Annotated in this window: 21 protein-coding genes and 1 riboswitch; of the genes, 9 read left to right on the forward strand and 12 right to left on the reverse strand. The window is 72.0% G+C overall.

The window, feature by feature from the left end:
* Positions 1 to 203 precede the first annotated feature (203 nt).
* Together ectA and ACWD04_RS29085 are read right to left on the reverse strand one after the other, a co-directional pair.
* A complete protein-coding gene (gene ectA, locus ACWD04_RS29080; protein ID WP_451136715.1) occupies positions 204 to 728 on the reverse strand; it encodes a diaminobutyrate acetyltransferase in 525 nt (174 codons plus the stop codon).
* A gap of 358 nt (positions 729 to 1,086) precedes the next feature.
* Positions 1,087 to 2,193 carry a pyridoxal-phosphate-dependent aminotransferase family protein gene (locus ACWD04_RS29085; RefSeq protein ID WP_451136716.1) on the reverse strand — a complete coding sequence of 369 codons (1,107 nt, stop codon included), beginning with the start codon at positions 2,191 to 2,193 and terminating at the stop codon, positions 1,087 to 1,089.
* Positions 2,194 to 2,294: 101 nt separating this feature from the next.
* Here ACWD04_RS29085 and ACWD04_RS29090 point away from each other — a divergent pair, with 101 nt between their 5' ends.
* Both ACWD04_RS29090 and ACWD04_RS29095 read left to right on the forward strand, forming a co-directional pair.
* Entirely contained in the window at positions 2,295 to 3,395 is a 1,101-nt protein-coding gene (locus tag ACWD04_RS29090) for an amidohydrolase family protein (RefSeq protein ID WP_451136717.1), read from the forward strand.
* A gap of 320 nt (positions 3,396 to 3,715) precedes the next feature.
* On the forward strand, positions 3,716 to 4,717 hold the full coding sequence (locus tag ACWD04_RS29095; protein WP_451136718.1) for an SCO1860 family LAETG-anchored protein: 1,002 nt from the start codon (positions 3,716 to 3,718) through the stop codon (positions 4,715 to 4,717).
* Positions 4,718 to 4,737: 20 nt separating this feature from the next.
* On the opposite strand, the gene cobC is transcribed toward ACWD04_RS29095, so the two are convergent.
* Positions 4,738 to 6,249, reverse strand: a complete 1,512-nt coding sequence (cobC, locus tag ACWD04_RS29100) for an Rv2231c family pyridoxal phosphate-dependent protein CobC (protein WP_451136719.1) — start codon at positions 6,247 to 6,249, stop codon at positions 4,738 to 4,740.
* Between the two features lie 104 nt (positions 6,250 to 6,353).
* On the opposite strand from cobC, the gene ACWD04_RS29105 reads away from it, so the two are divergent.
* Positions 6,354 to 7,076, forward strand: coding sequence for a ZIP family metal transporter (locus tag ACWD04_RS29105; RefSeq protein ID WP_451136720.1), 723 nt, complete (start codon positions 6,354 to 6,356; stop codon positions 7,074 to 7,076).
* A gap of 2 nt (positions 7,077 to 7,078) precedes the next feature.
* On the opposite strand, the gene ACWD04_RS29110 is transcribed toward ACWD04_RS29105, so the two are convergent.
* The 7 genes from ACWD04_RS29110 to ACWD04_RS29140 form a co-directional block, all read right to left on the reverse strand.
* Positions 7,079 to 8,425 (reverse strand): cobyrinate a,c-diamide synthase, encoded by a 1,347-nt coding sequence (locus tag ACWD04_RS29110; RefSeq protein ID WP_451136721.1) that lies wholly within the window; start codon positions 8,423 to 8,425, stop codon positions 7,079 to 7,081.
* Entirely contained in the window at positions 8,419 to 9,027 is a 609-nt protein-coding gene (gene cobO / locus ACWD04_RS29115) for a cob(I)yrinic acid a,c-diamide adenosyltransferase (protein ID WP_451136722.1), read from the reverse strand. Before cobO ends, ACWD04_RS29110 begins: the two co-directional genes overlap by 7 nt.
* Positions 9,027 to 11,057: a putative cobaltochelatase gene (locus tag ACWD04_RS29120; protein WP_451136723.1), complete on the reverse strand. Its 2,031-nt coding sequence runs from the start codon at positions 11,055 to 11,057 to the stop codon at positions 9,027 to 9,029. Before ACWD04_RS29120 ends, cobO begins: the two co-directional genes overlap by 1 nt.
* Positions 11,054 to 12,640 (reverse strand): cobyric acid synthase, encoded by a 1,587-nt coding sequence (locus ACWD04_RS29125; RefSeq protein ID WP_451136724.1) that lies wholly within the window; start codon positions 12,638 to 12,640, stop codon positions 11,054 to 11,056. Before ACWD04_RS29125 ends, ACWD04_RS29120 begins: the two co-directional genes overlap by 4 nt.
* On the reverse strand, positions 12,637 to 13,581 hold the full coding sequence (locus ACWD04_RS29130) for a cobalamin biosynthesis protein (protein ID WP_451136725.1): 945 nt from the start codon (positions 13,579 to 13,581) through the stop codon (positions 12,637 to 12,639). Before ACWD04_RS29130 ends, ACWD04_RS29125 begins: the two co-directional genes overlap by 4 nt.
* 128 nt (positions 13,582 to 13,709) lie before the next feature.
* Positions 13,710 to 13,838, reverse strand: a riboswitch (cobalamin riboswitch).
* Between the two features lie 148 nt (positions 13,839 to 13,986).
* Positions 13,987 to 14,211, reverse strand: a complete 225-nt coding sequence (locus ACWD04_RS29135; protein WP_451136726.1) for a hypothetical protein — start codon at positions 14,209 to 14,211, stop codon at positions 13,987 to 13,989.
* 12 nt (positions 14,212 to 14,223) lie between these two features.
* Positions 14,224 to 15,486, reverse strand: a complete 1,263-nt coding sequence (locus tag ACWD04_RS29140) for an anion permease (RefSeq protein ID WP_451136727.1) — start codon at positions 15,484 to 15,486, stop codon at positions 14,224 to 14,226.
* 244 nt (positions 15,487 to 15,730) lie between these two features.
* Here ACWD04_RS29140 and ACWD04_RS29145 point away from each other — a divergent pair, with 244 nt between their 5' ends.
* The 3 genes from ACWD04_RS29145 to ACWD04_RS29155 all read left to right on the forward strand — a co-directional run bounded on the left by ACWD04_RS29145 (position 15,731) and on the right by ACWD04_RS29155 (position 19,083).
* Entirely contained in the window at positions 15,731 to 16,390 is a 660-nt protein-coding gene (locus tag ACWD04_RS29145) for a class II aldolase/adducin family protein (protein ID WP_451136728.1), read from the forward strand.
* Between the two features lie 69 nt (positions 16,391 to 16,459).
* A complete protein-coding gene (locus ACWD04_RS29150; protein WP_451136729.1) occupies positions 16,460 to 17,599 on the forward strand; it encodes an alpha/beta hydrolase in 1,140 nt (379 codons plus the stop codon).
* A 185-nt stretch (positions 17,600 to 17,784) separates the two neighbouring features.
* On the forward strand, positions 17,785 to 19,083 hold the full coding sequence (locus tag ACWD04_RS29155) for a hypothetical protein (RefSeq protein ID WP_451136779.1): 1,299 nt from the start codon (positions 17,785 to 17,787) through the stop codon (positions 19,081 to 19,083).
* 29 nt (positions 19,084 to 19,112) lie between these two features.
* Here ACWD04_RS29155 and ACWD04_RS29160 read toward each other — a convergent pair whose 3' ends face one another.
* Entirely contained in the window at positions 19,113 to 19,523 is a 411-nt protein-coding gene (locus ACWD04_RS29160; RefSeq protein WP_451136730.1) for a VOC family protein, read from the reverse strand.
* A 406-nt stretch (positions 19,524 to 19,929) separates the two neighbouring features.
* Here ACWD04_RS29160 and ACWD04_RS29165 point away from each other — a divergent pair, with 406 nt between their 5' ends.
* From ACWD04_RS29165 to ACWD04_RS29175, 3 genes are all read left to right on the forward strand, one after another.
* Positions 19,930 to 21,528, forward strand: coding sequence for an ABC-F family ATP-binding cassette domain-containing protein (locus ACWD04_RS29165; protein WP_451136731.1), 1,599 nt, complete (start codon positions 19,930 to 19,932; stop codon positions 21,526 to 21,528).
* A gap of 357 nt (positions 21,529 to 21,885) precedes the next feature.
* Positions 21,886 to 22,107, forward strand: a complete 222-nt coding sequence (locus tag ACWD04_RS29170; RefSeq protein ID WP_006123601.1) for a helix-turn-helix domain-containing protein — start codon at positions 21,886 to 21,888, stop codon at positions 22,105 to 22,107.
* 152 nt (positions 22,108 to 22,259) lie between these two features.
* On the forward strand, positions 22,260 to 23,051 hold the full coding sequence (locus tag ACWD04_RS29175; RefSeq protein WP_451136732.1) for an enoyl-CoA hydratase/isomerase family protein: 792 nt from the start codon (positions 22,260 to 22,262) through the stop codon (positions 23,049 to 23,051).
* Positions 23,052 to 23,103: 52 nt separating this feature from the next.
* Here the strand turns inward: ACWD04_RS29175 and ACWD04_RS29180 are convergent, their stop codons facing one another.
* Complete coding sequence (locus ACWD04_RS29180; RefSeq protein ID WP_451136733.1) at positions 23,104 to 23,799, reverse strand: hypothetical protein; 696 nt, start codon at positions 23,797 to 23,799, stop codon at positions 23,104 to 23,106.
* Positions 23,800 to 23,828 lie beyond the last annotated feature (29 nt).

The raw sequence follows: 23,828 nt of genomic DNA on the forward strand, positions 1-23,828 counted from the left end.
GGGCACCCTGCGCACGGTCGAAGACCGCGGGCCAACCGCGGCAGTAGCTCCGTACTTCCGATTCCAGGCTCTCGAAGACACTCAGGGCGGGCGGGGTGATGGTCACAGCTGATCTCCTGCTCGAGGCGGGTTGTGACGGGCGGCGGGTCAGGCACGCCCAGGAAGTCGCGCCGGGGCGGGGCGCGGAAGGGTACCGAGGGGTCCTAGAACGGTCCTATGCGGTAGAGAACCTCCGGCAGATGCGTCCCGTCGGGGAACAGAGCACCGTCGAAGAGCACCTCGCGCTCCAGTGGCACGTCGTGGCGCTGCGCGAACGACGTGAACAGCCGGTCGGAGGCGGTGTTGTCCGGAGTGACGGTCGTCTCGACCGAGGCCAGTCCCTGGTCGGAGGCCACGCGGGTGGTCAGCGCGTCCAGCAGCGTGGCCGCCAGTCCCTTGCCACGGTGAGCCCGGTCGACGGCCACCTGCCAGACGACGAGCGTCTCGGGGCGGTCGGGGCGGATGTAGCCGGTCACGAAGGCGATCGGGTCGCCGTTCTCGTCGCGGGCGACCACGGAGGTCGCTGCGAAGTCACGGCACCACAGCAGGTAGCTGTACGAGGAGTTGAGGTCCAGGACCTCGGAGTCGCGGGCAATGCGCCAGATCGCGGCTCCGTCCTCCACTCGCGGGGTGTCGATTCTGAGGAATTCGCTTCGGGCACGTGCAAAATCTGCTGGTGCGGCGGTCATGCGAATTGAATTTACCTAGCAAAAATCAAAATTGCATCGTCGAAAGGGGTTGGGTGGACGAGTCTGCTGTGTTATCACGCGGGCGCGGGCTGAGCTCGATCGGGCGGATTATTGCCCCTGTATGTCCTGGATTTATCGGTCATAACGAACCGCGTGTGGGGTCGGTCACATCGCTGTAACTCCAGTGACGCTTGTTCGGATTACGTGGATCGGCCCAGCGGAAACTGGGGTGTTTAGGTCCGGAGGACGGGGGAAGAAGAATGTGGGGAGCTGCTCCCGATAAAGCAGCTCCCTTTTTCCCTTCGCTGGGCGTCGATTCGGCTCCGAATAAGTCGTCCCGCGTAGGGAAGCAATTAATTCAGGTGTTCAGCCAGGTTTCCGCGACGGCTGCACGGGCAGCATCGATATCGCTCTCCCGGCCCACCTCGGCCAGGGCCGCGCCCAGGGCGGCCAGCGAGGACAGCACCGCGCCTCGCGTCGCGTCCACGCCGTAGTGATTGACCCGGATCATCTCCGTGGACAGCGCCCCGCCGCCCGCGATCAGCGGCAGCGACGGGTCGGCCGCCAAGGCACGCGAGACCAGCGCGGCGGCGTCGACACCCGCCGGCGTACGCAGCGTCGTGGCGACCGGTGCCGCATCACGGGCGTCCCGGACGTACGGCTCCAGCCCGCCACCGAGCGCAGCGGCACCCGCCCGGGTCGCCGCGGCCGCCGACGCGTGCCGCGCCATGACGGTGTCCAGGCCGTCCGCCTGGATCCGCTCCAGACACGCGTCGAGCGCCAGCATCTCCAGCTGGGCGGGAGCGTGCGGCAGCGCCTTGCGCCCACCGTCGATCCAGCGGGCCTTCCAGTCCAGCAGGGAGAGGTACGACTGGCGCGGGGCCCGAGGGTTGGCGGCCATCCGCTCCCATGCCCGCGCGCTCACCGATACCGCGGACACCCCGGCAGGACCGCCCATGGCCTTCTGCGCGCCGATGACGCACAGGTCCACGCCCCAGGCGTCCACCAGCAGCGGCTCCGCGCCCACGGACGCGACGGCGTCCACCATGAACAGCGCACCGTGCGCCCGGACCACCTCGCCGATCTCCGCGACCGGGTTGGTGTTGCCGGTCGCCGCCTCCGCGTGCACGAGCGACACGAAGTCGATCTCGGGGTGTTCCGCCAGCACCCGCTCCACCTGCTCGGCGGTGACCGCCGAGTGGAACGGCACCGCGAGGTCGACGACCTCGGCGCCGCAGTCGCGCAGCCAGTTACCGAAGGTCTGGCCGTACGGCCCGGTGACGACGTTCAGCGCGGTCGAACCGGGCCGCGCGCCGCCCCGGATGCAGCCTTCGAGGGGCAGCAGCGCCTCGCCCTGCATGATGACGACGTCCTGCTCGGTGGTGAGGAGGCCGGCCACCCGCCGCTCGATCGCTGCGAAACGCGCGGCGGTGAGCGGGGCGAGGTCGAGGAACGGGTGCGTCACGGTGGTGCTCTCTTCGGGTCGGCGGGTGCGCGTCAGCGCCTGCGTCGAGGGTACTAAGCGCCTCCCCGGCCCCTGGGCGGACCGCCTCGTACAGTGCTGTCATGAGTGATCACGAGGTGGCGCCGGTGCTGCGGATCGAAGGGCGGGTGCTCGTGGGGCCCGACGAGGTGAGGGACGGACTCTGGGCGGCCGACGGGCGCATCACCTACGAGAGGCCGCCGGGCGCGGACGACGCCGTGACGCTCACCGGATGGGTGCTGCCCGGCCTCGTCGACGCGCACTGCCATGTAGGGCTCGGCCACCAGGGGCCCGTCGACGCGGCGACCAGCGAGAAGCAGGCCCTCACCGACCGGGAGGCCGGCACGCTGCTCATCCGGGATGCGGGGTCGCCCTCCGACACCAGGTGGGTGGACGAGCGTGAGGATCTGCCGAAGATCATCAGGGCCGGGCGGCACATCGCCAGGACTCGTCGTTACATCCGCGGCTTCGCCCATGAGATCGAGCCCGGCGACCTCGTCGCCTACGTCGCCCAGGAGGCGCGGCGTGGCGACGGCTGGGTGAAGCTGGTGGGCGACTGGATCGACCGGGACGCGGGAGACCTGACCGCCTGCTGGCCGCGCGGCGAGGTCGAGGCCGCGATCGCCGAGGCGCACCGGCTCGGCGCCCGGGTCACCGCCCACTGCTTCGCCGAGGACGCGCTGCGGGATCTGGTGGAGGCCGGTATCGACTGCGTCGAGCACGCGACGGGGCTGACCGAGGACACCATTCCGCTGTTCGCGGAGAGCGGCGTGGCGATCGTGCCGACCCTGGTCAACATCGCCACCTTCCCCGTCCTCGCGGCAGGCGGCGAGGCCAGGTTCCCCCGCTGGTCCGCCCATATGCGGCGGCTCCACGACGCCCGGTACGACACCGTGCGCGCGGCGTACGACGCGGGAATCCCGGTCTTCACCGGTACCGACGCGGGCGGGTCACTGGCCCACGGTCTGATCGCGGAGGAGGTCGCCGAGCTGGTGAAGGCGGGCATCCCGCGCCTCGACGCGCTCTCCGCGACGGCCTGGGGCGCGCGGCGATGGCTCGGCAGGCCGGTGCTCGAGGAGGGGGCCCCGGCGGACCTGGTGATGTACGACGAGGACCCGAGGGCGGACGTACGGGTGCTGGCGTCCCCGCGGAGGGTGGTGCTCAACGGGCGAGTGATGGGCTGATCACCGGTTGACCCCGCAGTGGGTGCCGTGTTGACCGGCGGTGACTCCGGGACCCACGTCTCGTTGACCACCTGGGTACGTCGTCGGGGGTGCCGTTATACGCGCCTCACGTGCAGTGAAACGGGTGATCCAGAGGAACTCCTGTACCGGTGGAATCGAATGCGCACACGAAAACCTCTCTTTGGGGTGAACTGGCGGAAGGTAGTCGCCAGTTCACTCCCTGTGCGTAAAGATGCACGGAGTCGAGGCCGCCGGCGCCCGCGATGTCCCCCATTGGACGGCGCCGGTGGCTCCATGTCTCTTGTGGGGGTTCCACCATCTTGAACAGCAACACCTTCCGTTCGGCCGCCCTGGCGTTCGCAGCCGCTCCCGTCGCTCTGCTCGTCGCTGTCCCCGCGCACGCAGCCACCGCGACGACCCCGGCCGCTCCGGCCGGTGGCCACGGAAAGGCGAGCGCGGCCGTGCTCCGCGCCGGGCTCGACGTCTCGCTCCTGGACAAGTCGGTCCAGGTGCCGCTCAAGGCCACGCTCAACGAGGTCAACGCTCCGGCGAGCGCGGAGAAGACCGCGCTCAGTGTGGAGCTCGACGGCGCGGAGCAGGGCCGTCCCATCCATGTGCTGAAGGCCGATGTGGCCACGGCGAACGCATCGGTGGACGAGCACAGGGCAGAGGGGTACACCAACCTCGCCGAGGCGCGGGTGCACGTGCCGGGGCTGCCGTTGCTCTCGCTGATCGAGGTCCAGAAGGTCACCTCCAAGGCAGTGTGCGAGGTGGGCCGCAAGCCGGTCGCGGAGTCGAACGTGCTCGGGCATGTGACGGTGCTCGGGAAGAAGACCACACTCACCTCGGGCGGCACGACGAAGGTCGAGGTGCCGGGCGTCGGTGACGTGACGCTCGACCTGTCGAAGACCGGGACGACCACGCGGACGGCAGCCGCGACGGCGCTGCAGCTGCGGGTGTCGGTGGACCCGCTGGACCTGGGTGTCGCCGGGGTGGAGGGCGAGGTCACGCTGGCCGAAGCGACGTGCGAGACGCCCGAGGGCGGCGGTTCCGAGAACGGCGGCTCCTCCGGAAACGGCGGATCGACGGGCGGCGACAGCGGCCCCGGCGACACGGGCGGATCCGACGACACCGGCGGCAAGGAGAAGCCCGTCGACGTGAAGCCCCAGACCGGATCCGACCCGGTCCAGGCCTCCGGCGAAGGCGACCTCGCCGAGACCGGATCCAACTCCTCCACCCCGTACATCGCGGGCGCCGCCGCTGTCCTGCTGGCGGCCGGTGCCGGCGCCACGGTCATCGCCCGCAGGCGCGCCCGGGGCTGATCACCTTCCCCGGAGAGCCGTCAGCCGACGGCTCTCCGGGGCAGTACCTGCAGGGCCAGGTCGAGCGCCTGAAGGAATCTGTTGGTCGTCACACGGTCGCGTACGGCAAGCCGCAGCCACTCGCTGCCCAGCCCCGGAAACGTGTCCCCTCTCCGCGCCGCGAAGCCGCGCGAGCGCAGCAGCTCCCGGACCTCGTCCGCCCGCTCCAGCCGCAGCAGCACGAACGGCCCGGCGGCCGGCTCCACCGCCCGTACCTCGCTGAACTCCGCCAGCCCGGCCAGCAGATGAGCCCGGTCCACCGCGACCCGGTCCGCCGCATCAGCCGCCTCGACCAGCGCGCGCGGCTCCATGCACGCTTCGGCCGCTGCCAGCGCGGGGGAGGAGACCGGCCACAGCGGCTGTGCCTCCTGCAGCACCGCGATCGTCGCCGGGTCGGCCAGTACGTAACCGATGCGCAGCCCTGCCAGCCCCCAGGTCTTGGTGAGGCTCCGCAGCACCACCAGACCGGGGACGTCCGTACGCCCGCACAGCGCCTCATGCTCACCTGGTACGGCGTCCATGAACGCCTCGTCGACCACCAGCGTCCTTCCGGGCCGCGCCAGTTGCTCCAGCACGCCTGCGGGATGCAGCACGGACGTCGGGTTGGTCGGGTTGCCGACCACCACCAGGTCCGCGTCCTCCGGCACCGTCGCCGGGTCGAGCCGGAAGCCGTCCTCCGGCCGCAGCACCACCCGCCCGACCTCGTGCCCCGCCGCGCGCAGGGCCGCCTCGGGCTCGGTGAACTGCGGATGCACGACGACCGGCCGCCGTGCGGGCAGCGCTCTCGCGATCAGTACGAACGCCTCGGCCGCGCCCGCTGTGAGCAGCACTCTTTCCTCGGGCAGCCCATGCCGTCCGGCGACCGCCGTCCGTGCGGGCCGCCCGTCCGGATAGGAGGCCAGCGATCCCAGCGATGCGGCTATCCGCTGCCGTAGCCAGTCCGGGGGTGTGTTGGTCCGTACGTTGACGGCGAGGTCGGTCAGGTCCAGGCCGCGTACTTCAGCGTCGCCGTGGTGCCGCAGATCGGGCCCGGCGCTCTCGATGTGCTTCGTGGGGGGCAGCATGGCAGCCATGGTGAACGGCTCGGCGCGATTCGTCGATGCCGAGGTGTCCGCCGGAAGGTTCCGGCGGGCCACCGCACAGGTCGCGGACGCCGACTTCCGCTTCGGAACCAGCAGTTCACCGGCGTCCACCAGCGCCGCTGCCTCCGCCACCGACCCGGTGGCCACAGCTTCACGGGGCGCCGCCGAGGGGTGGGGCACGGAGACCTGCGCCAGCGCCCCGGCCGTATACGACCGCACGGGCACCCCCAGACGCTCCGCGGCGCCGGCGATGCCCGGCTCGTCGGCCTTGGTGTCGAGCGTCGCCAGCTCCACGACGTCACCGGCCTCCGGTCCGGCCTCCTGAAGCGTTCTCCGGATCAGCCCGAGCACCTCCTCGGCCAGGACGCCGCGACGGGCACCGACACCGACGACGAGCGCGGCTCGGGTCATGGCGGGAAGTCCTTTCAGGGGGACGCGGAGGGGGATTCAGGCAGGGGGACACGCCAAGGCGGCGTGAGGTGCGGGAGGCGGGGTCAATCCGCTAGCAAGAGCCCATGGCGGTATTCGTCGCGCTCGGCGCGTTTCTGATGACCCTGGTGGGCGGCTGGGTCGCCCAGCGCGTAAGCGACCGCCGCCACCTCGTGCTCGGCCTCGCCGGCGGACTGATGCTGGGCGTCGTCGGTCTCGATCTGCTGCCCGAGGCGGTGGAGGCCGCGGGCGGCGTGGTCTTCGGCGTACCCGGGGCCCTGCTGCTTTTCGTGGGCGGCTTCCTGACGGCGCATCTCGTCGAGCGATCGCTGGCCGTACGCCAGGCGGCACACGGGGCCGGCGAGGAACGGGTACCGCAGGTCGGGATGACGGCGGCGGCCGCGATGGTGGGTCACAGCCTGATGGACGGCGTCGCGCTCGGCGCCGCGTTCCAGATCGGCGGCGGAATGGGAGCCGCCGTCGCGCTCGCCGTCATCACCCACGACTTCGCCGACGGCTTCAACACGTACACGATCACCAGCCTCTACGGAAACGCACGCCGCAAGGCGCTCCTGATGCTGTTCGCGGACGCCCTGGCCCCGATCGTCGGCGCGGCCACCACCCTGCTGTTCACCCTTCCGGAGGAACTGCTCGGCTGTTATCTCGGCTTCTTCGGCGGGGCGCTCCTCTATCTCGCCGCCGCCGAGATCCTCCCCGAGGCGCACCACGACCACCCGGCCCGCTCCACGCTTCTGTGCACCGTGGCGGGCGTGGGCTTCATCTGGCTGGTGGTCGGCATCGCGGAGTGACCTCACCCGCGGCACTGCTCCGTGAAACGGCGGGCCACTCCAGGCTCGGCCGCCCAGTGCGTGTGCAGATAACTCGCGTGCACGCCCCCCTGTACGAAGCCCTCCACCCGCCGCTCCGGCTGGTGCAGACCCCAGGCGGGTGTCGCACCGGCTCCGGGCTCCAGCACCGTCCGGTGGAACTCGTGCCCGCGCAGCCGGGTCCCGGCCACGGCCAGCACGCTGTCGGACACCGCCACCGCCTGCCGGTAGCCGAGCGTCAGCCGCTCGGACATCCGGGCCGAGGCGTCCAGCACCCCGCACATCGGCCGGCCGTCCAGCTCGCGGGCCAGATAGAGCAGCCCCGCGCACTCCGCCGCCACCGGGGCACCGGACAGGGCCAGTTCGGTCACCGCCCGGCGCAGCGGCTGGTTCGCGGACAGCTCCGGCGCGTACATCTCGGGGAAGCCGCCGCCGATGACCAGGCCCGCCGTGCCCGGGGGCAGCTTCTCGTCGCGCAGCGGGTCGAAGACGACCACCTCCGCGCCCGCCGCCGTCAGCAGCTCGGCGTGTTCCGCGTACGCGAAGGTGAACGCCGCGCCGCCCGCCACGGCCACCACCGGCCGGGCCCCCGGCTCGGGATGGTGCTCCGGCTCCCACGCCTCGTCGGCCAGGGCGGGCGCCGAACGGGCCAGCGCCAGCAGGGCGTCCAGATCACAGCCCTCCCGCACCCGCTCACCCATCGCCCGTACGGCGTCGAGGGCGTCGGCCTGGCGCTCGGCAACCGGGACCAGGCCCAGGTGGCGCGAAGGGGTCGCCACCTGCGGCGCCCGCCGCAGCACCCCGAGCACCGGCAGCCCGGACTCGTCGAGCGCTTCACGGAGCAGCGCCTCATGGCGGTCGGAGGCCACCTTGTTCAGGATCACTCCGCCGATCCGCACCTCCGGGTCCCAGGAGGCGAAACCGTGCACGAGGGCAGCGACCGAACGCGACTGCGAGGACGCGTCGACGACCAGCACGACGGGCGCCCGCAGCAGCTTGGACACCTGGGCGGTCGAGGCGAGTTCGCCCTGCCCCGAGGCCCCGTCGTACAGCCCCATCACCCCTTCGACGACGGCCAGGTCGCAGCCGCTCGCACCGTGCGCGAACAGCGGGGCGACGAGCCCGGGCCCGCACATGTACGCGTCGAGGTTGCGCCCCGGGCGGCCGGTGGCCAGCGCGTGGTACCCCGGATCGATGTAGTCGGGTCCCACCTTGTGCGGGGACACCGTGAGGCCACGCCCCGCGAAGGCCGCCATCAGGCCCGTGGCGACCGTGGTCTTGCCGCTGCCGGACGCCGGAGCGGCGATGACCAGACGAGGAACGCTCACCACTCGATGCCTCTCTGGCCCTTCTGGCCGGCGTCCATCGGGTGCTTGACCTTCGACATGTCGGTCACCAGGTCGGCGGCCTCGACGAGCTTCTCCGGAGCGTTCCGCCCCGTGATCACCACGTGCTGGGTGCCTGGACGGTCCCGCATGACCTGGACGACCTCGTCGGTGTCGATCCAGCCCCAGTGCATCGGGTAGGCGAACTCGTCGAGCACGTACAGCTTGTACGTCTCGGCGGCCAGGTCCCGCTTGACCTGCTCCCAGCCCTCGCGGGCCTTCTCCTCGTTGTCGGAGTTGTCACCGTGAATGCCCCGCTGGACCCACGACCACCCCTCGCCCATCTTGTGCCAGTCGACGGTGCCGCCCTCGCCGCTCGCCCCGAGCACCTTGAGCGCGTTCTCCTCGCCGACCTTCCACTTCGCGGACTTCACGAACTGGAACACCCCGATCGGCCAGCCCTGGTTCCAGGCGCGCAGCGCCAGCCCGAACGCCGCCGTCGACTTTCCCTTACCGATGCCCGTGTGCACGAACAGCAGCGGCCTGTTACGCCGCTGACGTGTCGTCAGTCCGTCGTCCGGTACCGATACCGGCTGTCCCTGTGGCATTAAGCGGCCCTCCCGGCAGCAGTGATGTCCTTGACCAGCCCGGCGATCGAGTCGGCGCGCAGCTCGTCGAGCGTGACCGCGCTGCCTCCCAGATCCCGGGCGAGCTGTGCGGCGAGACCGAGGCGTACGAACCCCGACTCGCAGTCCACGACGACGGAGGCGGTGCCCTCGGAGGCGTGCAGCCGCCCGGCCCGCGCCGCCAGCGCCACAGGGTCGACGCCCCCGGTGGCCCGGCCGTCCGTCACCACGACGAGCAGCGGCCGGCGCGACGGATCGCGCATCCGCTCCACCCGCAGCACGTCGTGCGCCTTGAGCAGTCCGGCGGCCAGCGGGGTGCGCCCGCCGGTCGGCAGCGACTCCAGCCGTGCGGCCGCCGCGTCCACCGACGAGGTGGGCGGCAGCGCCACCTCGGCGTCCTTGCCCCGGAAGGTGACCAGACCGACCTTGTCCCGGCGCTGGTACGCGTCCAGCAGCAGCGACATCACCGCCCCCTTGACCGCGCTCATCCGCTGCCGGGCCGCCATCGACCCGGAGGCGTCCACGACGAACAGCACGAGGTTGCCCTCGCGCCCCTCCCGGGTCGCCTGCCGCAGATCGTCACGCCGTACGACGAGGCCCCGCCCCGACCGCCCGCGCGTCCGCTGGTGCGGCGCCGCCGCCTGCACGGTCGCCGCCAGGTGCAGCTTCGTCAGCGCACCCTCGGGCCGCCGCGACCCGGTGGTCCGGCCGTGCTCGGTGCGCGCCCGGGACCGCCGCCCGGCCGCGCCCTCGCCCAGCCCGGGCACGCTCAGCATCTTCGTACGGAACGGCTCGCCGGCCCGCACGGGCTGCTGATCCCCGGCGCCGCCGCCCGGCGCGGGCGCGTCACCGCTCCCGGCCTCGTCCCGGCCGGGCGTGTCGGAACCGCCGGCGTCGGGACCGGTCGCGTCCGTACCACCGTCGTCGGGGCCGCCGCCCTGCGGGGGCACGCCGCCGCCGGGCCCGTCGGGGTCCGGATCGTCGTCGCCTCCGCCGTCCTCGTCCGCCGCGTCCTCGAGGGCCTCGTCCAGCTTGTCCTCGTCCAGCCCGGGCGCGTCGAACGGATTGCGCCGGCGCCGGTGGGGGAGTGCCAGGAGCGCGGCCTGGCGTACGTCGTCCGCGACGACCTCCTCGCGCCCCGCCCACGCGGCCAGGGCCGTCGCGGTGCGGGCCATGACGATGTCGGCACGCATGCCGTCGACCTCGAACGCCGCACACGTCGCCGCGATCTGCCGCAACACGCCGTCGCCGAGCACCACCTGGGGAAGCAGGGCGCGCGCGGCGACGATCCGCGCACGCAACGCGGCCTCCTCGTCGGCCCACCGTGCGGCGAAGGCGGCCGGATCGTCGTCGTAGGCGAGCCTCCGCCGTACGACCTCGACGCGCAGGTCCGTCTCACGCGAGGCGGCCACCTCGACGGTCAGCCCGAAGCGGTCCAGCAACTGCGGCCGGAGCTCGCCCTCTTCCGGGTTCATGGTCCCGACCAGCAGGAAACGTGCCGCGTGACGGACGGAGACGCCTTCGCGCTCGACGTACGAGGCGCCCATGGCCGCCGCGTCGAGCAGCAGGTCCACCAGGTGGTCGTGGAGGAGATTGACCTCGTCGACGTACAGAATCCCGCGATGGGCGTCGGCGAGGAGCCCCGGCTCGAAGGCCTTCACCCCCTCCGAGAGGGCCCGTTCGATGTCGAGCGCGCCGACCAGCCGGTCCTCCGACGCGCCGACCGGAAGCTCCACGGTCCGCGCCGGACGAGACACGCCCGTTCCCGTCTCATGGGGGCCGTCGGGACACGCCGGATCGGGCGCGCCCGGATCGCACGAGAAGCGGCAGCCCGCCACGACCGCGACCTCGGGCATGAGCGCGGCGAGCGCCCGCACGGCGGTGGATTTGGCGGTGCCCTTCTCACCCCGGACCAGGACCCCGCCGACGGCGGGACTGACCGCGTTGAGCAGGAGGCCGAGCCGCAGATCGTCCTGCCCGACGATGGCGGTGAAGGGATAGGGCGTATTCACTGAGCCTCCTCTGTAGCGACCACACCTGCATGGCCGGGTGCGCCCGGCATTCCTGGAGCGGGATCCGGTACGGGCACCGGCGGCGCACCCGGGGCGATGAACGGCAACCCCTCCGGCGCGCCGGTCTCGATCAGCCGCCACAAGGCGTCCGTATCGGCGTGTTCCTCGATCAGGTCCCCCAGCCGGTCCAGTTGTTCCTCCCGTAGCGCCCCGAAGCTCATGTCCGGCGCAGGAACGAACCGCCGTCCCGCGGCCCGCGCGACCTCGCCGAGGAACGCCCGCCGGAACGCGTCGCTCTCCAGCGACCCGTGCCAGTGCGTCCCCCAGACCGAGCCCACCCGGCACCCGTCCAGGAACGGTTCGCCGCCAGTCACCTCGGCGACCCCGTGATGGATCTCGTACCCCTCCACCGGCTCCCCGAGCGCTGACCCGACGGGCCGCCCCAGGACCTTCTCCAGGCCGAAGCGGATTCGCACGGGCAGCAGTCCGAGCCCTTCGACCAGACCGGCCCGCGACTCGACGTCGTCCTCGATGCGCTCGCCCAGCACCTGGAACCCGCCGCAGATCCCCAGCACCGGCCGCCCCTCGGCGGCCCGCCGCCGCAGCGCGTCGGCCAGCCCCCGTTCGCGCAGCCACGCCAGCGCCTTCACGGTGCCCCGCGTCCCGGGCACGATCACGAGGTCCGCGTCGGCGATCTCCTCCGCCCGGTCCGTGAACCGGACCACCACCCCCGGCTCGGCCGCCAGAGCGTCCACATCGGTGAAGTTCGACATCAGCGGTACGGCGCACACCGCGACCCGCAGCACGTCCTCGCCGTGCGGCGGCGCCACGACCGACTCCCGTACGGTGCCGCGCATCGATACCCGCAGCCCGTCCTCCTCGTCGATACCCAGCCCATGGGCGTACGGCAGCACCCCGTACGTCCGCCGGCCCGTGAGCCCGAGGAGCATGTCGAGACCGGGCTCCAGCAGCGACACGTCACCGCGGAACTTGTTGACGAGGTACCCGGCGATCAGCGACTGGTCCTCAGGGCTCAGCAGCGCCGTCGTACCGAAGAACGAGGCGAACACACCGCCCCGGTCGATGTCGCCGACCACCAGCACGGGAAAGCGCGCGGCCCGGGCGATGCCCATGTTCACGATGTCCGTACGCCGCAGATTGATCTCGGCCGGACTGCCCGCCCCCTCGCAGATCACGGCGTCATACGTGCCCCGCAACTGCTCCAGACAGTCCACGACCGTCCCCAGCAGCGCCTCCTGGCGCCCCCCGTGGTAGCCGCGCGCACTCATCTCGCCGACCGGCTTCCCCATCAGGACGACCTGGCTCGACCGGTCGCCGCCGGGTTTGAGCAGCACCGGGTTCATCAGAGCCGACGGCTCCACCCGGGCGGCCTGCGCCTGCATCGCCTGGGCCCGGCCGATCTCCGCGTTCTCCCGGGTGACGAACGAGTTCAGCGACATGTTCTGCGCCTTGAACGGTGCGACCTTGACTCCCTGACGCACCAGCCACCGGCAGATCCCGGCCGTGACGACGCTCTTGCCCGCGTCCGAAGTGGTACCCGCGACCAGCAGCCCGCCGCTCATGTGACTCTCCGTCCCATGGCCAGCCGCCCCGCCGCACACACGGCGAGGGCCAGCACACTCACCCGGCGCGACAGCCGCACCGCGCATTCGATGTCCGTGACCCGCACGTCCCGCCCGGCCTCGCCGTTGAGCACCGGCCGGTGCTCGACCCGCCCGCCGTAAGCGAGGGTGCCGCCCAGCCGTACGCCGAGCGCACCCGCGAACGCGGCCTCCACCGGGCCCGCGTTGGGACTGGGATGCCGGCCCGCGTCGGCCCGCCAGGCCCGGACCGCCTCGCGCGGGCGGCCCCCGGCGGCCACGGCGAGCACGGCGGTCAGCCGGGCCCCGGGCCAGCCGGCGACGTCGTCGAGCCGGGCCGACGCCCAGCCGTAGCGCCGGTAGCGGGGCGATGTGTGGCCGACCATGGCGTCGAGCGTGTTGACGGCCCGGAAGGCCACCAGCCCGGGCACCCCGCCGAGCGCGCCCCACACCAGGGCTCCCACGACGGCGTCCGAGGTGTTCTCGGCGACGGACTCCACCACCGCGCGGGCGATCTGCTGTTCGTCCAGCGACTGCGGATCACGGCCGCACAGATGCGGCAGCCGCTCCCGGGCCGGCTCGATGTCCCCCACGGCCAGCGCCCCGCCGATGGCGCGCGCCTCGCGGCCCAGCGAAGTGCCCCCGACGACGGCCCAGGTGGCGGCGGCGGTCAGCGCCACGGCGGCGGCGGGACGGTTCCGCACGGCACGGGCGGCCAGCGCGGCCGCTCCCGTGGCGCCCCCGGCACAGACGAGCGTGTGCAGGGCGCCCCAGCCGCGGTGATCGCGCCACAGCCGGCTCTCGGCACCCGCCGCTGCACGCCCGAAGGCGGCGACGGGGTGGCCCCGCCGGGGATCACCGAGCAGCAGGTCACCGATCAGACCGGCGGCGGCGCCGTACGCGAAGATGCGGTCGGCTCGCACCGCTCAGCCGGCCGTCGCGCCTCGAAGGGCCTTCACAGCGGGTGGTGCGGCGACCGACGCAGGGCAGCCAGACATGGCGTATGTCCTCACTCAGGGTCCGCGCCCTGGTTCGACGTGACCGGCGACGAGAGTCTCCTGGCTCCCGGATCCGCAGTTCCTCCGGCCTTCCAGCCCGCGGTGGCGGACCGTGACTTCCGTGTGGAGGCTGCTCCCCGGTGACAGTGGCGGGACCGCGCCGGATTCGCACCGGCTTCCTCTCCTGTCGCCGTAAACGGCTCCGGCAGTCCACCATGCGCCGCGAACGCCCGTCAACCTGCCGCTGACCTGCGAGGCTTCAATGTGCTCAGACGCACACCGGCCGGACACACACGTGGTGTGTCCGGCCGGTGCGCGCCCGCGCGGAGGTCAGGCGACGATCAGATAGATCCCGTACGCGACCGCCGCCAGGCACAGCCCGAAGCAGGCGTACGCGCCGGTGCGTGTCAGGACGCCGGCCCCGCCGCCGCCCTGAGCCGTCGGAGTCTGCTTGGCGAGGCCGATGATGCCGAGAGTGAAGAGGCCGACCAGTGCGACGGTGACCACGAGGCTGACGCCGAAGACGGAGGCGAGAGCTGCCCAGTCGATGTTCATGCGGATCTGTCCTTACACCGTGGCCGGCCGGGCCGGATCGGCCGGGGTCTCGGCCGTGGGGGCCGGAGCGTGGATGGTGGTCTTGAGCTCGGTGGAGGCCCCACCGACGGGCGGCGGGCTGACGGCCGCGATGGCGTCCGTGACGACGCCCGCGGGCTCGTCCTCGGTCGCGTTGACGTTGGTGTGGTCGACCGGCTTGCGGCGCGACAGCAGCCAGATGGCGGCGGAGCCCGCGACGAGGATCACTGCGACCACCGCGACGCCCCAGGGGCCCTGCTTGGTCAGGAACTCGGAGCCCGCACCGATCAGACCGGCGGCCGGCAGGGTCAGGCCCCACGCGACGAACATCCGGGTGGCGGTGGACCAGCGGACCGTGCCGCCCTTGCGTCCGAGGCCGGCGCCCATGACGGCGCCGGAGCAGGACTGCGTGGTGGAGAGCGAGAAGCCGAGGTGCGAGGAGGCCAGGATGACCGTGGCCGCGCTCGTCTGGGCCGCGAAGCCCTGCGGCGGACGCAGGTCCGTGAGGCCGCTGCCCATGGTGCGGATGATGCGCCAGCCACCGAGGTAGGTGCCCAGCGCGATGGCGATACCCGCGGAGGCGATGACCCAGACCGGCGGGTTGGAGCCGGGGGAGAGGACGCCGCCGGTGACCAGGGCCAGGGTGATGATGCCCATGGTCTTCTGCGCGTCGTTGGTGCCGTGGGCGAGCGAGACGAGACCGGCCGAGGCGATCTGACCGGCGCGGTACCCCTTGGCGGTCGACTTCAGCTGGGCCGGGTCCGTGATCTTCCGGTTCAGGCGGTACGTCAGCTTCGTGGCCAGCAGTGCGGCGAGACCGGCGACGACAGGCGCGGCGATCGCGGGCAGCAGGACCTTCGTGACGACGGTGCCGCCGTTGATCGAGGACCAGCCGGCCGACATCACCGCGGCGCCGATGAGGCCGCCGAAGAGTGCGTGGGAGGAACTTGAGGGCAGGCCGACCAGCCAGGTCAGCAGATTCCACAGGATGGCGCCGACGAGCGCCGCGAAGATGACCTCGGTTCTGAGGCCGTTCTCATTGATGATCCCGCCGGAGATCGTCTTGGCGACCTCCACCGACAGGAAGGCGCCGACGAGGTTGAGAACGGCGGACATGGCCACCGCTGTCTTGGGCTTGAGCGCGCCGGTCGAGATGGTGGTGGCCATCGCGTTGGCGGTGTCGTGGAAACCGTTCGTGAAATCGAACACGAGAGCTGTCACGATCACGATCGCGAGCAGCAGCGTGATGTGTTCCATTTACCCAGGCAATCGTTCGACGTCATTGGCACGTGGAACGTAGTCAACCAGGGTGAACGGAAGGTGAACTGGGCAGGGCGGCATGGTGACCCCAAGCGCGTACGTCGATTCCGCTTGTGTGCGACCGGGCGGCCGTACGCCCCGCGCCGGTGCGGGAACCGGTCCCGCCCCTGGCCGCCGCCCTCCTCATGCCCGATATCTCCCCTTGAGGAGACATCGATCACGTGACCCTAGAATCCCCCGCATGAGTGACGTGCGCACGGACGCGATCGAGCGGACATGGGGCGGGGTCGTCGAGACGGCCCGGCGGACGGCGGCGGACGGCCTGGTCGTCGGCACCTCGGGCAACGTGTCGGCCCGGGTCGGCGGCACCGTGCTGGTCACCCCCAGCGGGGTGCCCTACGACCGGCTCGGCCCCGGTGACGCGGTCGGCGTCGATCTCGAAGGGCGTCAGGTCCTGGGTGACCTGGTGCCGACCAGTGAGCTCCCGCTCCACCTGGCCGTCTACCGCGACACCGACGCCGCAGCCGTCGTCCACACCCACGCCGTGCACGCCACGGCTGTCTCCACCCTCGTGGCCGAGGTGCCGCTCGTGCACTACGCCGCCGCCATGCTCGGCGGCCCCGTCCGCACCGCCGCCTACGCGCGCTACGGGACGCGGGAGCTCGCCGACAACATGCTGGCAGCCCTGCGCGACCGCACGGCCTGCCTGCTGCGGAACCACGGCACCGTCACCTACGGGGCCACCCTCGACGAGGCCTACGACCGCACCGCCCAGCTCGAATGGATGTGCAGGCTCTGGCTCACCGCGAGCTCCGTGCCGGGCCACCGGCCGAGCCTCCTCACCCCGGCCCAGCTGCGCGACGTGCAGGACGCCCTGGAGGGGTACGGCCAGCCCGGCTGAGCCCGGCGCCCGGCACCGTACGGCCGATGCCCACTGGCAGCCCGCGCCGCAGCCCGGGACACTGGAGCCGTGCGCCCGGCAACAGCGGCGGCAGTGGCCGCAACCTCGATCCTCGGCATCGGCGCGGCAGCGGTCGCCGTCGGCCGCTACGCCGGCGACGTCGCCCTCGGGGCGCCCTCGCCACGCCCCTTCCCGGCCGACCGCCGGCTCACCGTGCACGCCACCGCGGCCGGGCAGATCACCCTGACCCGCTCCTTCACCGCGCTGCGCCCCGGTACGTACGGACTGACCGGCCGCGGCGTCCACGCGGTGGTCGGCCCGGTGGTCGAACAGCCGCCCGGCAGTACCGCGGCCTCCGCGGACACCGTCGTACGCCGGCTGGAACGCGTGACCCTCGGCAGCCTGAAGCCCGGCGCCAGGGTCCGCCTCACCCCGGAGCTCCACCGCGGCGACCCGCTCACCGCCCTCGGCCTCGCCTACAAGGAGGTCGAGGTCCCCGGCGAACTCGGCGCCCTGCCCGCCTGGTTCGTGCCCGGAGTCCGCGACACCTGGGTGATCACGGCGCACGGACTCGGCGCCACCAGGGACCACCCCATGAATGTGATGGGGTTCCTCCACGCCCAGCAGCTTCCCGTGCTCGACCTGGCCTACCGCGGTGACGAGGGCGCCCCGCGCTCCCCGGACGGCCTCGCCCACCTCGGTGAGTCCGAATGGCGCGACCTCGACGCGGCCATCCGCTACGCCGTGCGCTACGGCGCCGAGAACGTCATCCTCCACGGCTGGTCCTCGGGCGCCTCGATGGCCCTGCACGCGGCCGTCGACTCCGCCCTCCGCGATCGCATCAGCGGCCTCGTCCTGGACTCCCCGGTCCTGGACTGGAAGACCACCCTGCGCGCTCTCGCCTCGGCCCGGGGCGTGCCCTCCGCGCTGCTGCCGCTGGCCGTGCGGGCGGCCCAGGGCCAGACCGGGCTGCACGGCGCCCCGCTCCTGGACACCTCGGTGCCGACGGCCCTGCACGTGCCCACGCTCATCGTCCACGGCCCGGGGGACACCCTGGCCCCGTGGCAGGAGTCCCGGGAACTCGCCGCACGCCGCCCCGACCTGGTGACCCTGCACTCCGTGCCGCATGCTCCGCATGCCGCGATGTGGAATGCCGACCCGGCCGGCTACGAAGAGGCGCTCCGGCGCTTCCTCACGCCCCTGATGTGAGCTGATGAGGCGGAACCGCCCGGTTGGTGCCCCGGTCCCGGTGCCTCCCGTATCCGGGTGACACGGCTTCCGTTTGGGCTTTCGGCCCGTCAGAGGCAAGACTGCTCCTCGTGACGTCCCGTACCCCGCGCGACTCCAGGCTGCGACTTGTCCGCCCACGACCCCAGGCGACCGCCCGTAAGGCCGTGACGACCCGGCGCACCAGGCCGGCCCCCCGACCACCCGAGGGCACGCCGCCACCGGCGGAACTGGCACGGCAGGCCAGGGCCGTACTGGCCGACGCCGTGCGCATCGCCCACTGGGCGGCGGACGGCACGAGCCCGGGCTCCGTCCCGCTCGCCGCCCAGGCCCTGGAACGGGCAGCCGCCGCACTGGGACTGTCCCCGGATCAGGTGATGGCCGGCTGGGACCGGGCCAGGCTGGCCGGCCTCATCGAGATGCACGGCGACACCGCCCGCCCCGGCTGGCGCCTGCGAGCCTGGGACCGCGACGACTCCGCCGTGCTCCGCGGCTGGGTGGCGCTCTTCGACGCCTGGTCGCTCGTCCACGCCTCACCCGACGGCATCGAGGCCACCGCGGTGGCGGAAGCCGTAGAGGCCGTGCCCCAGGTGCTCTCCCTCCTCCAGCTCTCGGCGGGCGCCGTCACCGTGCCCGCGCTCCTCGACCTGCTGGGTCAGCGCGTCGCGGAACTCCACGAGGAGCGGTGCGAGGTGCCGTACGGGCCGGAGCAGCAGACCGCACCCGCCGGCGGGCAGTCCGCCGACCTGAACGCGATGCTGCTCGACTGGGCCCTCGAGGGTCTCGCCTCCGTCGGCGCACTCACGCTCGGCGCGGGCCACGCCACCCTCACCCCGCTGGGCAACTGGGCGGTCTGGGTCAAGCTGGAGCAGATCTGCGTAGCCGCCCAGAGCCCGGCCGGCAACATCGAGCAGCCCGCGGCCGACATGCTGCTCGGCTGTGCACGGCTCACCCCAGGCCCGGCCCGCGCCGAATACCGGGCCTGGCTGGCCGCCCGGCCCGTCGGCAGCGCCGTGGCCGAACTGCTGGCCGTCGCCCGTGGTGAGGACGCCCTGCTGCGCGGCCTCGCCTTCGAGGCGCTGCGCGTCGTCGGCGCCCCCGCCGAGCCCGTCGTCCGCTCCGTCGTCACCGAAGCGCCGCTGCGCCCGTACGCGCTGCTCTGGCTCGCCGAGTACGAGGGGACCGACCCGGACGACGCCCAGGACGTCCTCAGCCGCGAGGAAGCCACCTGGCTCTGGGTCGACACCGCCGCGGCCGTGGCCGACCACGGCGAGACCGGGCTGCTGGTCCGCCACCTCGACTCCGCCGTCCAGGGCACGGTCCCCGCACTGCTGGACGAGGTACGGGCCGTCGGCCACCCGCGGACCGTCCAGGTGCTGGTGGCCCTGGCCGCCGCCCACCCGGACCCGGCCCTCGCCAAAGCCGTACGCCGCGCCGCCTTCCAGGTGCACACCGGCGGGGTCTGACCGCCACCGCTCGCACTGCCCCGGGGCTCTCAGCCCGAGGACCCCGGGGCGTACGTCCCGAAGCTCCAGACGTTGCCCTCCGCGTCGCGCGCCATGTAGTCGCGGGAGCCGTAGTCCTGGTCCGTGGGCGGCATCAGGATCTCCACGCCCTGTTCCACGGCCCGCGCGTGGTGCTCGTCGACCTCGTCCACCACCACGTACACCCCGGCGGGCCCGGCGCCGGCCATCGCCTCGGCGAAGACACCCCCGCGCCCCTTTGAGCCGAGCATCACCCTGCCGTTGCCGCAGGACAGTTCGGCATGAAGCACACTGCCGTCCTCTCCCTCGTACACCGCCTCCTCGGTGAAGCCCAGGGCCTGGGTGAGCACCCGGATCGCGGCCTTCGCGTCGTCGTACAGAAGCGTCGGGAAGATCGTGGGAAAGCCGTTCGTCCCTGCCATCTCGCTCACCCTTTCCTGCTCAGGCGCACCAGTGTGATGTGATATACGTCTCAGTCTTTCACTGGTCACTGACAACCTCAGCCGGAGGTTCCGCGCCGACCGGCGTCCCCGGCGCTTCTGCCGGGTCCGGCCGACGCCGACGGCCGCCGCCGCGTCGAGGCAGGCCGACCGCTCCGGCCGCTCCGTGGAGGGTGTGTCGTCCTGTCAGGTGTGTCGGCCAGTTCGATGAGCTATGCCCGATTATGTGACGTATCACAGTGAGGCGGTGACGGGCCGGGAGCATGCGGAGAAGCAGGTGGACACCGCCAGTAGACTGAGTCGCATGGCAATTCTCCTTGTGCATTAGGCGGCGTCGAGTCGTGAGTCCGCTGTCCCTCCGCCGTCCATACCGCCCTGGAGTTTTTCCGTGATCACCGCTTCCGGCATCGAGCTGCGTGCCGGCGCCCGCATCCTCATCGAGTCCGCCTCCTTCCGTATCGCCAAGGGTGACCGCATCGGCCTGGTCGGCCGCAACGGCGCCGGCAAGACCACCCTCACCAAGTGCCTGGCGGGCGAGGGGACGCCGGCGGGCGGCACCATCACCAACAGCGGTGAGGTCGGCTACCTCCCGCAGGACCCGCGTACCGGCGACCTCGACGTCCTGGCCCGCGACCGCATCCTCTCGGCCCGCGGTCTCGACGAGATCCTGCGCAAGATGCGGGAGAACGAGGAGCGGATGGCGAACGGCAAGGGCGCCACCCGCGAGAAGGCGATGAAGCGCTACGAGCGCCTGGAGACGGAGTTCCTCACCAAGGGCGGATACGCCGCCGAGGCCGAGGCCGCCACCATCGCCGCCGCGCTCAGCCTGCCCGACCGGGTGCTCGGCCAGCCCCTGCATACCCTCTCCGGTGGTCAGCGCCGCCGTGTCGAGCTCGCCCGCATCCTTTTCTCGGACGCCGACACCCTGCTTCTCGACGAGCCCACCAACCACCTCGACGCGGACTCGATCGTCTGGCTGCGCGACTACCTCAAGACCTACCGCGGCGGCTTCATCGTGATCTCCCACGATGTCGAGCTCGTCGAGACGGTGGTCAACAAGGTGTTCTACCTCGACGCCAACCGCGCCCAGATCGACATCTACAACATGGGCTGGAAGCTCTACCAGCAGCAGCGGGAGGCCGACGAGAAGCGCCGCAAGCGCGAGCGCCAGAACGCGGAGAAGAAGGCCGCGTCACTGAACTCCCAGGCCGACAAGATGCGTGCCAAGGCGACCAAGACCGTCGCCGCCCAGAACATGGCCAAGCGGGCCGAGCGCCTGCTCTCGGGACTGGAGGCCGTGCGGGTCTCCGACAAGGTGGCGAAGCTGCGCTTCCCGGAGCCGTCCCCGTGCGGCAAGACCCCGCTGATGGCCGAGGGTCTCTCCAAGTCCTACGGATCGCTCGAGATCTTCACCGACGTGGACCTCGCCATCGACAAGGGCTCGCGCGTCGTCATCCTCGGCCTCAACGGCGCGGGCAAGACCACGCTGCTGCGGCTCCTCGGCGGCGCCGAGAAGGCCGACACCGGCCAGATCATCGAGGGCCACGGCCTCAAGCTCGGCTACTACGCCCAGGAGCACGAGACCCTGGACCCGGAGCGCACCGTCCTGGAGAACATGCGGAGCGCGGCGCCCGACCTCGATCTCGTCGAGGTCCGCAAGACGCTCGGTTCCTTCCTCTTCTCCGGTGACGACGTGGACAAGCCCGCCGGAGTGCTCTCCGGCGGTGAGAAGACCCGGCTCGCCCTGGCGACGCTCGTCGTCTCCTCCGCCAACGTCCTGCTGCTCGACGAGCCCACGAACAACCTCGACCCGGCCAGCCGCGAGGAGATCCTCGGGGCCCTGCGCACGTACAAGGGCGCCGTCGTCCTCGTCACCCACGACGAGGGCGCGGTCGAGGCGCTCCAGCCGGAGCGGATCATCCTGCTGCCCGACGGGGTCGAGGACCTCTGGGGCTCGGACTACCGGGACCTGGTCGCCCTCGCCTGACCCGCAAGGGTTCCCGGAACCGGCGGGAGGCCCGGTGATCCAACGCGTCTGGATCATTCGGCCCACCGGTGATCCATCATCTGGGTGAGCAGGTCTCATACCCCGGCGCGGCGCCCGGCAGATAGCTGCCGGGCGCACTCATTTCAGGTTGCCCTGCCCTGTAGGGCCCTGACCTGGCAGTTTTGCCAGCGGCCCGCCATGCAAGGCCTCTAGATCCCTTGGAATGTCTGATTCCGGTTGTGTCGGACCGCTTCAGGGTGCGGAAACCTGTCCTACAGACCTTGCCGAATGGGTGGCCAGGAAGCGCAGTAGGGGTGATCATGAGAGTCCAGAGCGCACTTCCTTGAGGAGGCACGGGTGGCCGAGACTCTGAAGAAGGGCAGCCGGGTAACCGGCGCCGCGCGCGACAAGCTCGCGGCAGACCTGAAGAAGAAGTACGACTCCGGTGCGAGCATCCGGGCGCTGGCCGAGGAAACGGGCCGCTCCTACGGATTCGTCCACCGGATGCTCAGCGAGTCGGGAGTCACGCTGCGGGGACGCGGCGGAGCGACTCGTGGCAAGAAGGCCGCTTCGGCCTGACAGCGGGCAGCGGTCAGGGGCCGGTCCATGTCGGCTCCGAGGGCTTACCGGAACATCGGGTGACCACCCGGGCCGGCCGTCAGGTCGTCCGGGTGGTTACTGTTCAGTTACTTGCCAGTAAGTACTGACAGCACCCGATCCGGAGGCACTCCATGACCTCGCTCGACTCTGTGCTCGACAAGGACGGCGTACGGCTCACCGTCGAAGATGCGGTTGCCACGGTGACGCTCACCAATCCGGCCAAGCGCAACGCTCAGTCTCCCGCTCTGTGGCGGGCGTTGGCAGAGGCCGGACGGGCACTCCCCGGCAGCGTGCGGGTCGTCGTGCTGCGTGGCGAGGGCAAGTCCTTCTCCGCAGGCCTCGACCGGCAGGCTTTCGCACCCGAAGGATTCGACGGCGAGCCGTCCTTTTCGGACATGGCGCGCGGCTCGGAGGCCGAGCTCGACGCGACCATCGCCGAGTACCAGGAGGCGTTCACCTGGTGGCGCCGCAATGACATCGTGTCGATCGCGGCCGTCCAGGGGCACGCGATCGGTGCAGGTTTCCAGCTCGCCCTCGCCTGCGATCTGCGGATCGTCGCCGAGGACGTGCAGTTCGCCATGCGTGAGACCAGCCTCGGTCTCGTTCCCGACCTCACGGGCACCCACCCCTTGGTGAACACGGTGGGATACGCCCGCGCGCTCGAGATCTGCGCCACGGGCCGCTTCGTACACGCCGAGGAGGCCGAGCGCACCGGTCTCGCCAACCTCGTTGTCGCCGCCGGCCAGCTCGACGCGGCAGCCCGCGATCTGGCCGCGGCGCTGCTCGCCGCTCCGCGCGACGCGGTCGTCGAGACCAAGGCCCTGCTGAGCGGCGCCGTCTCGCGTACGTACGAGGAGCAGCGCACCGCCGAGCGGGCCGCCCAGGGCCGCCGGCTGCGCGACCTCGCCGGCATCGCCGACTGAACAGCCGTAGCCCCGGCACACACCGCCCGCGCCGGACGGCGCGGGCGGTGTGTCAGTCGCGGTCCACGACGGCCGTGATCAGCACAGCGACCGTCGGACCGCCCTCCACGGCCCTGGCCACCGCCTCGCGCACCGCCCGCGCCACGTCGAGCGACCGATGGGTCCCGGCCGTCGCGAGTTCCACCCGGACATGACCCTCCGTGTGCTGCACCGCGCTGCCCAGCACCCGCGTCAGTGAGACGACGCCCGGCACCCCGGCCGCCGCGGTGCCTGCGGGCCCGTCAGGTTCCACCGCGCGGGTGTCGGGAGGCGGTTCCGCGGCTGGGCGGGGCTCCTCCTCCAGCAGCTCCGTCACCCGGAGGTCCACCCCGTCGACCACCAGGCCGAGCCGCTGGGCCGCCGCCGTCAGCAGAGCCTCACGCAAGGCGTCCGCGGTCGCAGTCAGGGGCCGCGCCGCCGTCGCGGAGCAACCGGCCTCGATCCGCAGAGGTCCGGGCGGCAGCGCGCTGGGAGGTCCGGGCACCACCGGGTCCGGGACGCCGTCCTCGTCCGACAGGGCGATCCTGAGCGTTCCCAGAACGGCCCCCGATCGAGCGGCGGCCTCCCGCAGCACCGCTGCCGCCGCTCTCTCCGCGATCCAGGAGCCGTCGGCGGGACCGCCCAGAGGGAGCAGTCTGCCCAGGGCGAGTCGTTGGCGTACGGCAGCGGTCCATCCGTCGGCCCCGTGCGTGCTGTCAGCCGTTGTCATTGCTCCACCCTGCCCCATCCACGGGGCGG

The organism is Streptomyces sp. NPDC002911 (assembly GCF_053591835.1).

Excerpts from the sequence above, each read along its gene's own strand:
- ACWD04_RS29175 (WP_451136732.1), top strand. The coding sequence starts at position 22,260 with ATGACCTCGCTCGACTCTGTGCTCGACAAGGACGGCGTACGGCTCACC.
- ACWD04_RS29160 (WP_451136730.1), bottom strand. The coding sequence starts at position 19,523 with ATGGCAGGGACGAACGGCTTTCCCACGATCTTCCCGACGCTTCTGTAC.
- ACWD04_RS29180 (WP_451136733.1), bottom strand. The coding sequence starts at position 23,799 with ATGACAACGGCTGACAGCACGCACGGGGCCGACGGATGGACCGCTGCC.
- ACWD04_RS29145 (WP_451136728.1), top strand. The coding sequence starts at position 15,731 with ATGAGTGACGTGCGCACGGACGCGATCGAGCGGACATGGGGCGGGGTC.
- ACWD04_RS29105 (WP_451136720.1), top strand. The coding sequence starts at position 6,354 with ATGGCGGTATTCGTCGCGCTCGGCGCGTTTCTGATGACCCTGGTGGGC.
- cobO (WP_451136722.1), bottom strand. The coding sequence starts at position 9,027 with ATGCCACAGGGACAGCCGGTATCGGTACCGGACGACGGACTGACGACA.
- ACWD04_RS29140 (WP_451136727.1), bottom strand. The coding sequence starts at position 15,486 with ATGGAACACATCACGCTGCTGCTCGCGATCGTGATCGTGACAGCTCTC.
- ACWD04_RS29090 (WP_451136717.1), top strand. The coding sequence starts at position 2,295 with ATGAGTGATCACGAGGTGGCGCCGGTGCTGCGGATCGAAGGGCGGGTG.
- ACWD04_RS29125 (WP_451136724.1), bottom strand. The coding sequence starts at position 12,640 with ATGAGCGGCGGGCTGCTGGTCGCGGGTACCACTTCGGACGCGGGCAAG.
- ectA (WP_451136715.1), bottom strand. The coding sequence starts at position 728 with ATGACCGCCGCACCAGCAGATTTTGCACGTGCCCGAAGCGAATTCCTC.
- ACWD04_RS29135 (WP_451136726.1), bottom strand. The coding sequence starts at position 14,211 with ATGAACATCGACTGGGCAGCTCTCGCCTCCGTCTTCGGCGTCAGCCTC.
- cobC (WP_451136719.1), bottom strand. The coding sequence starts at position 6,249 with ATGACCCGAGCCGCGCTCGTCGTCGGTGTCGGTGCCCGTCGCGGCGTC.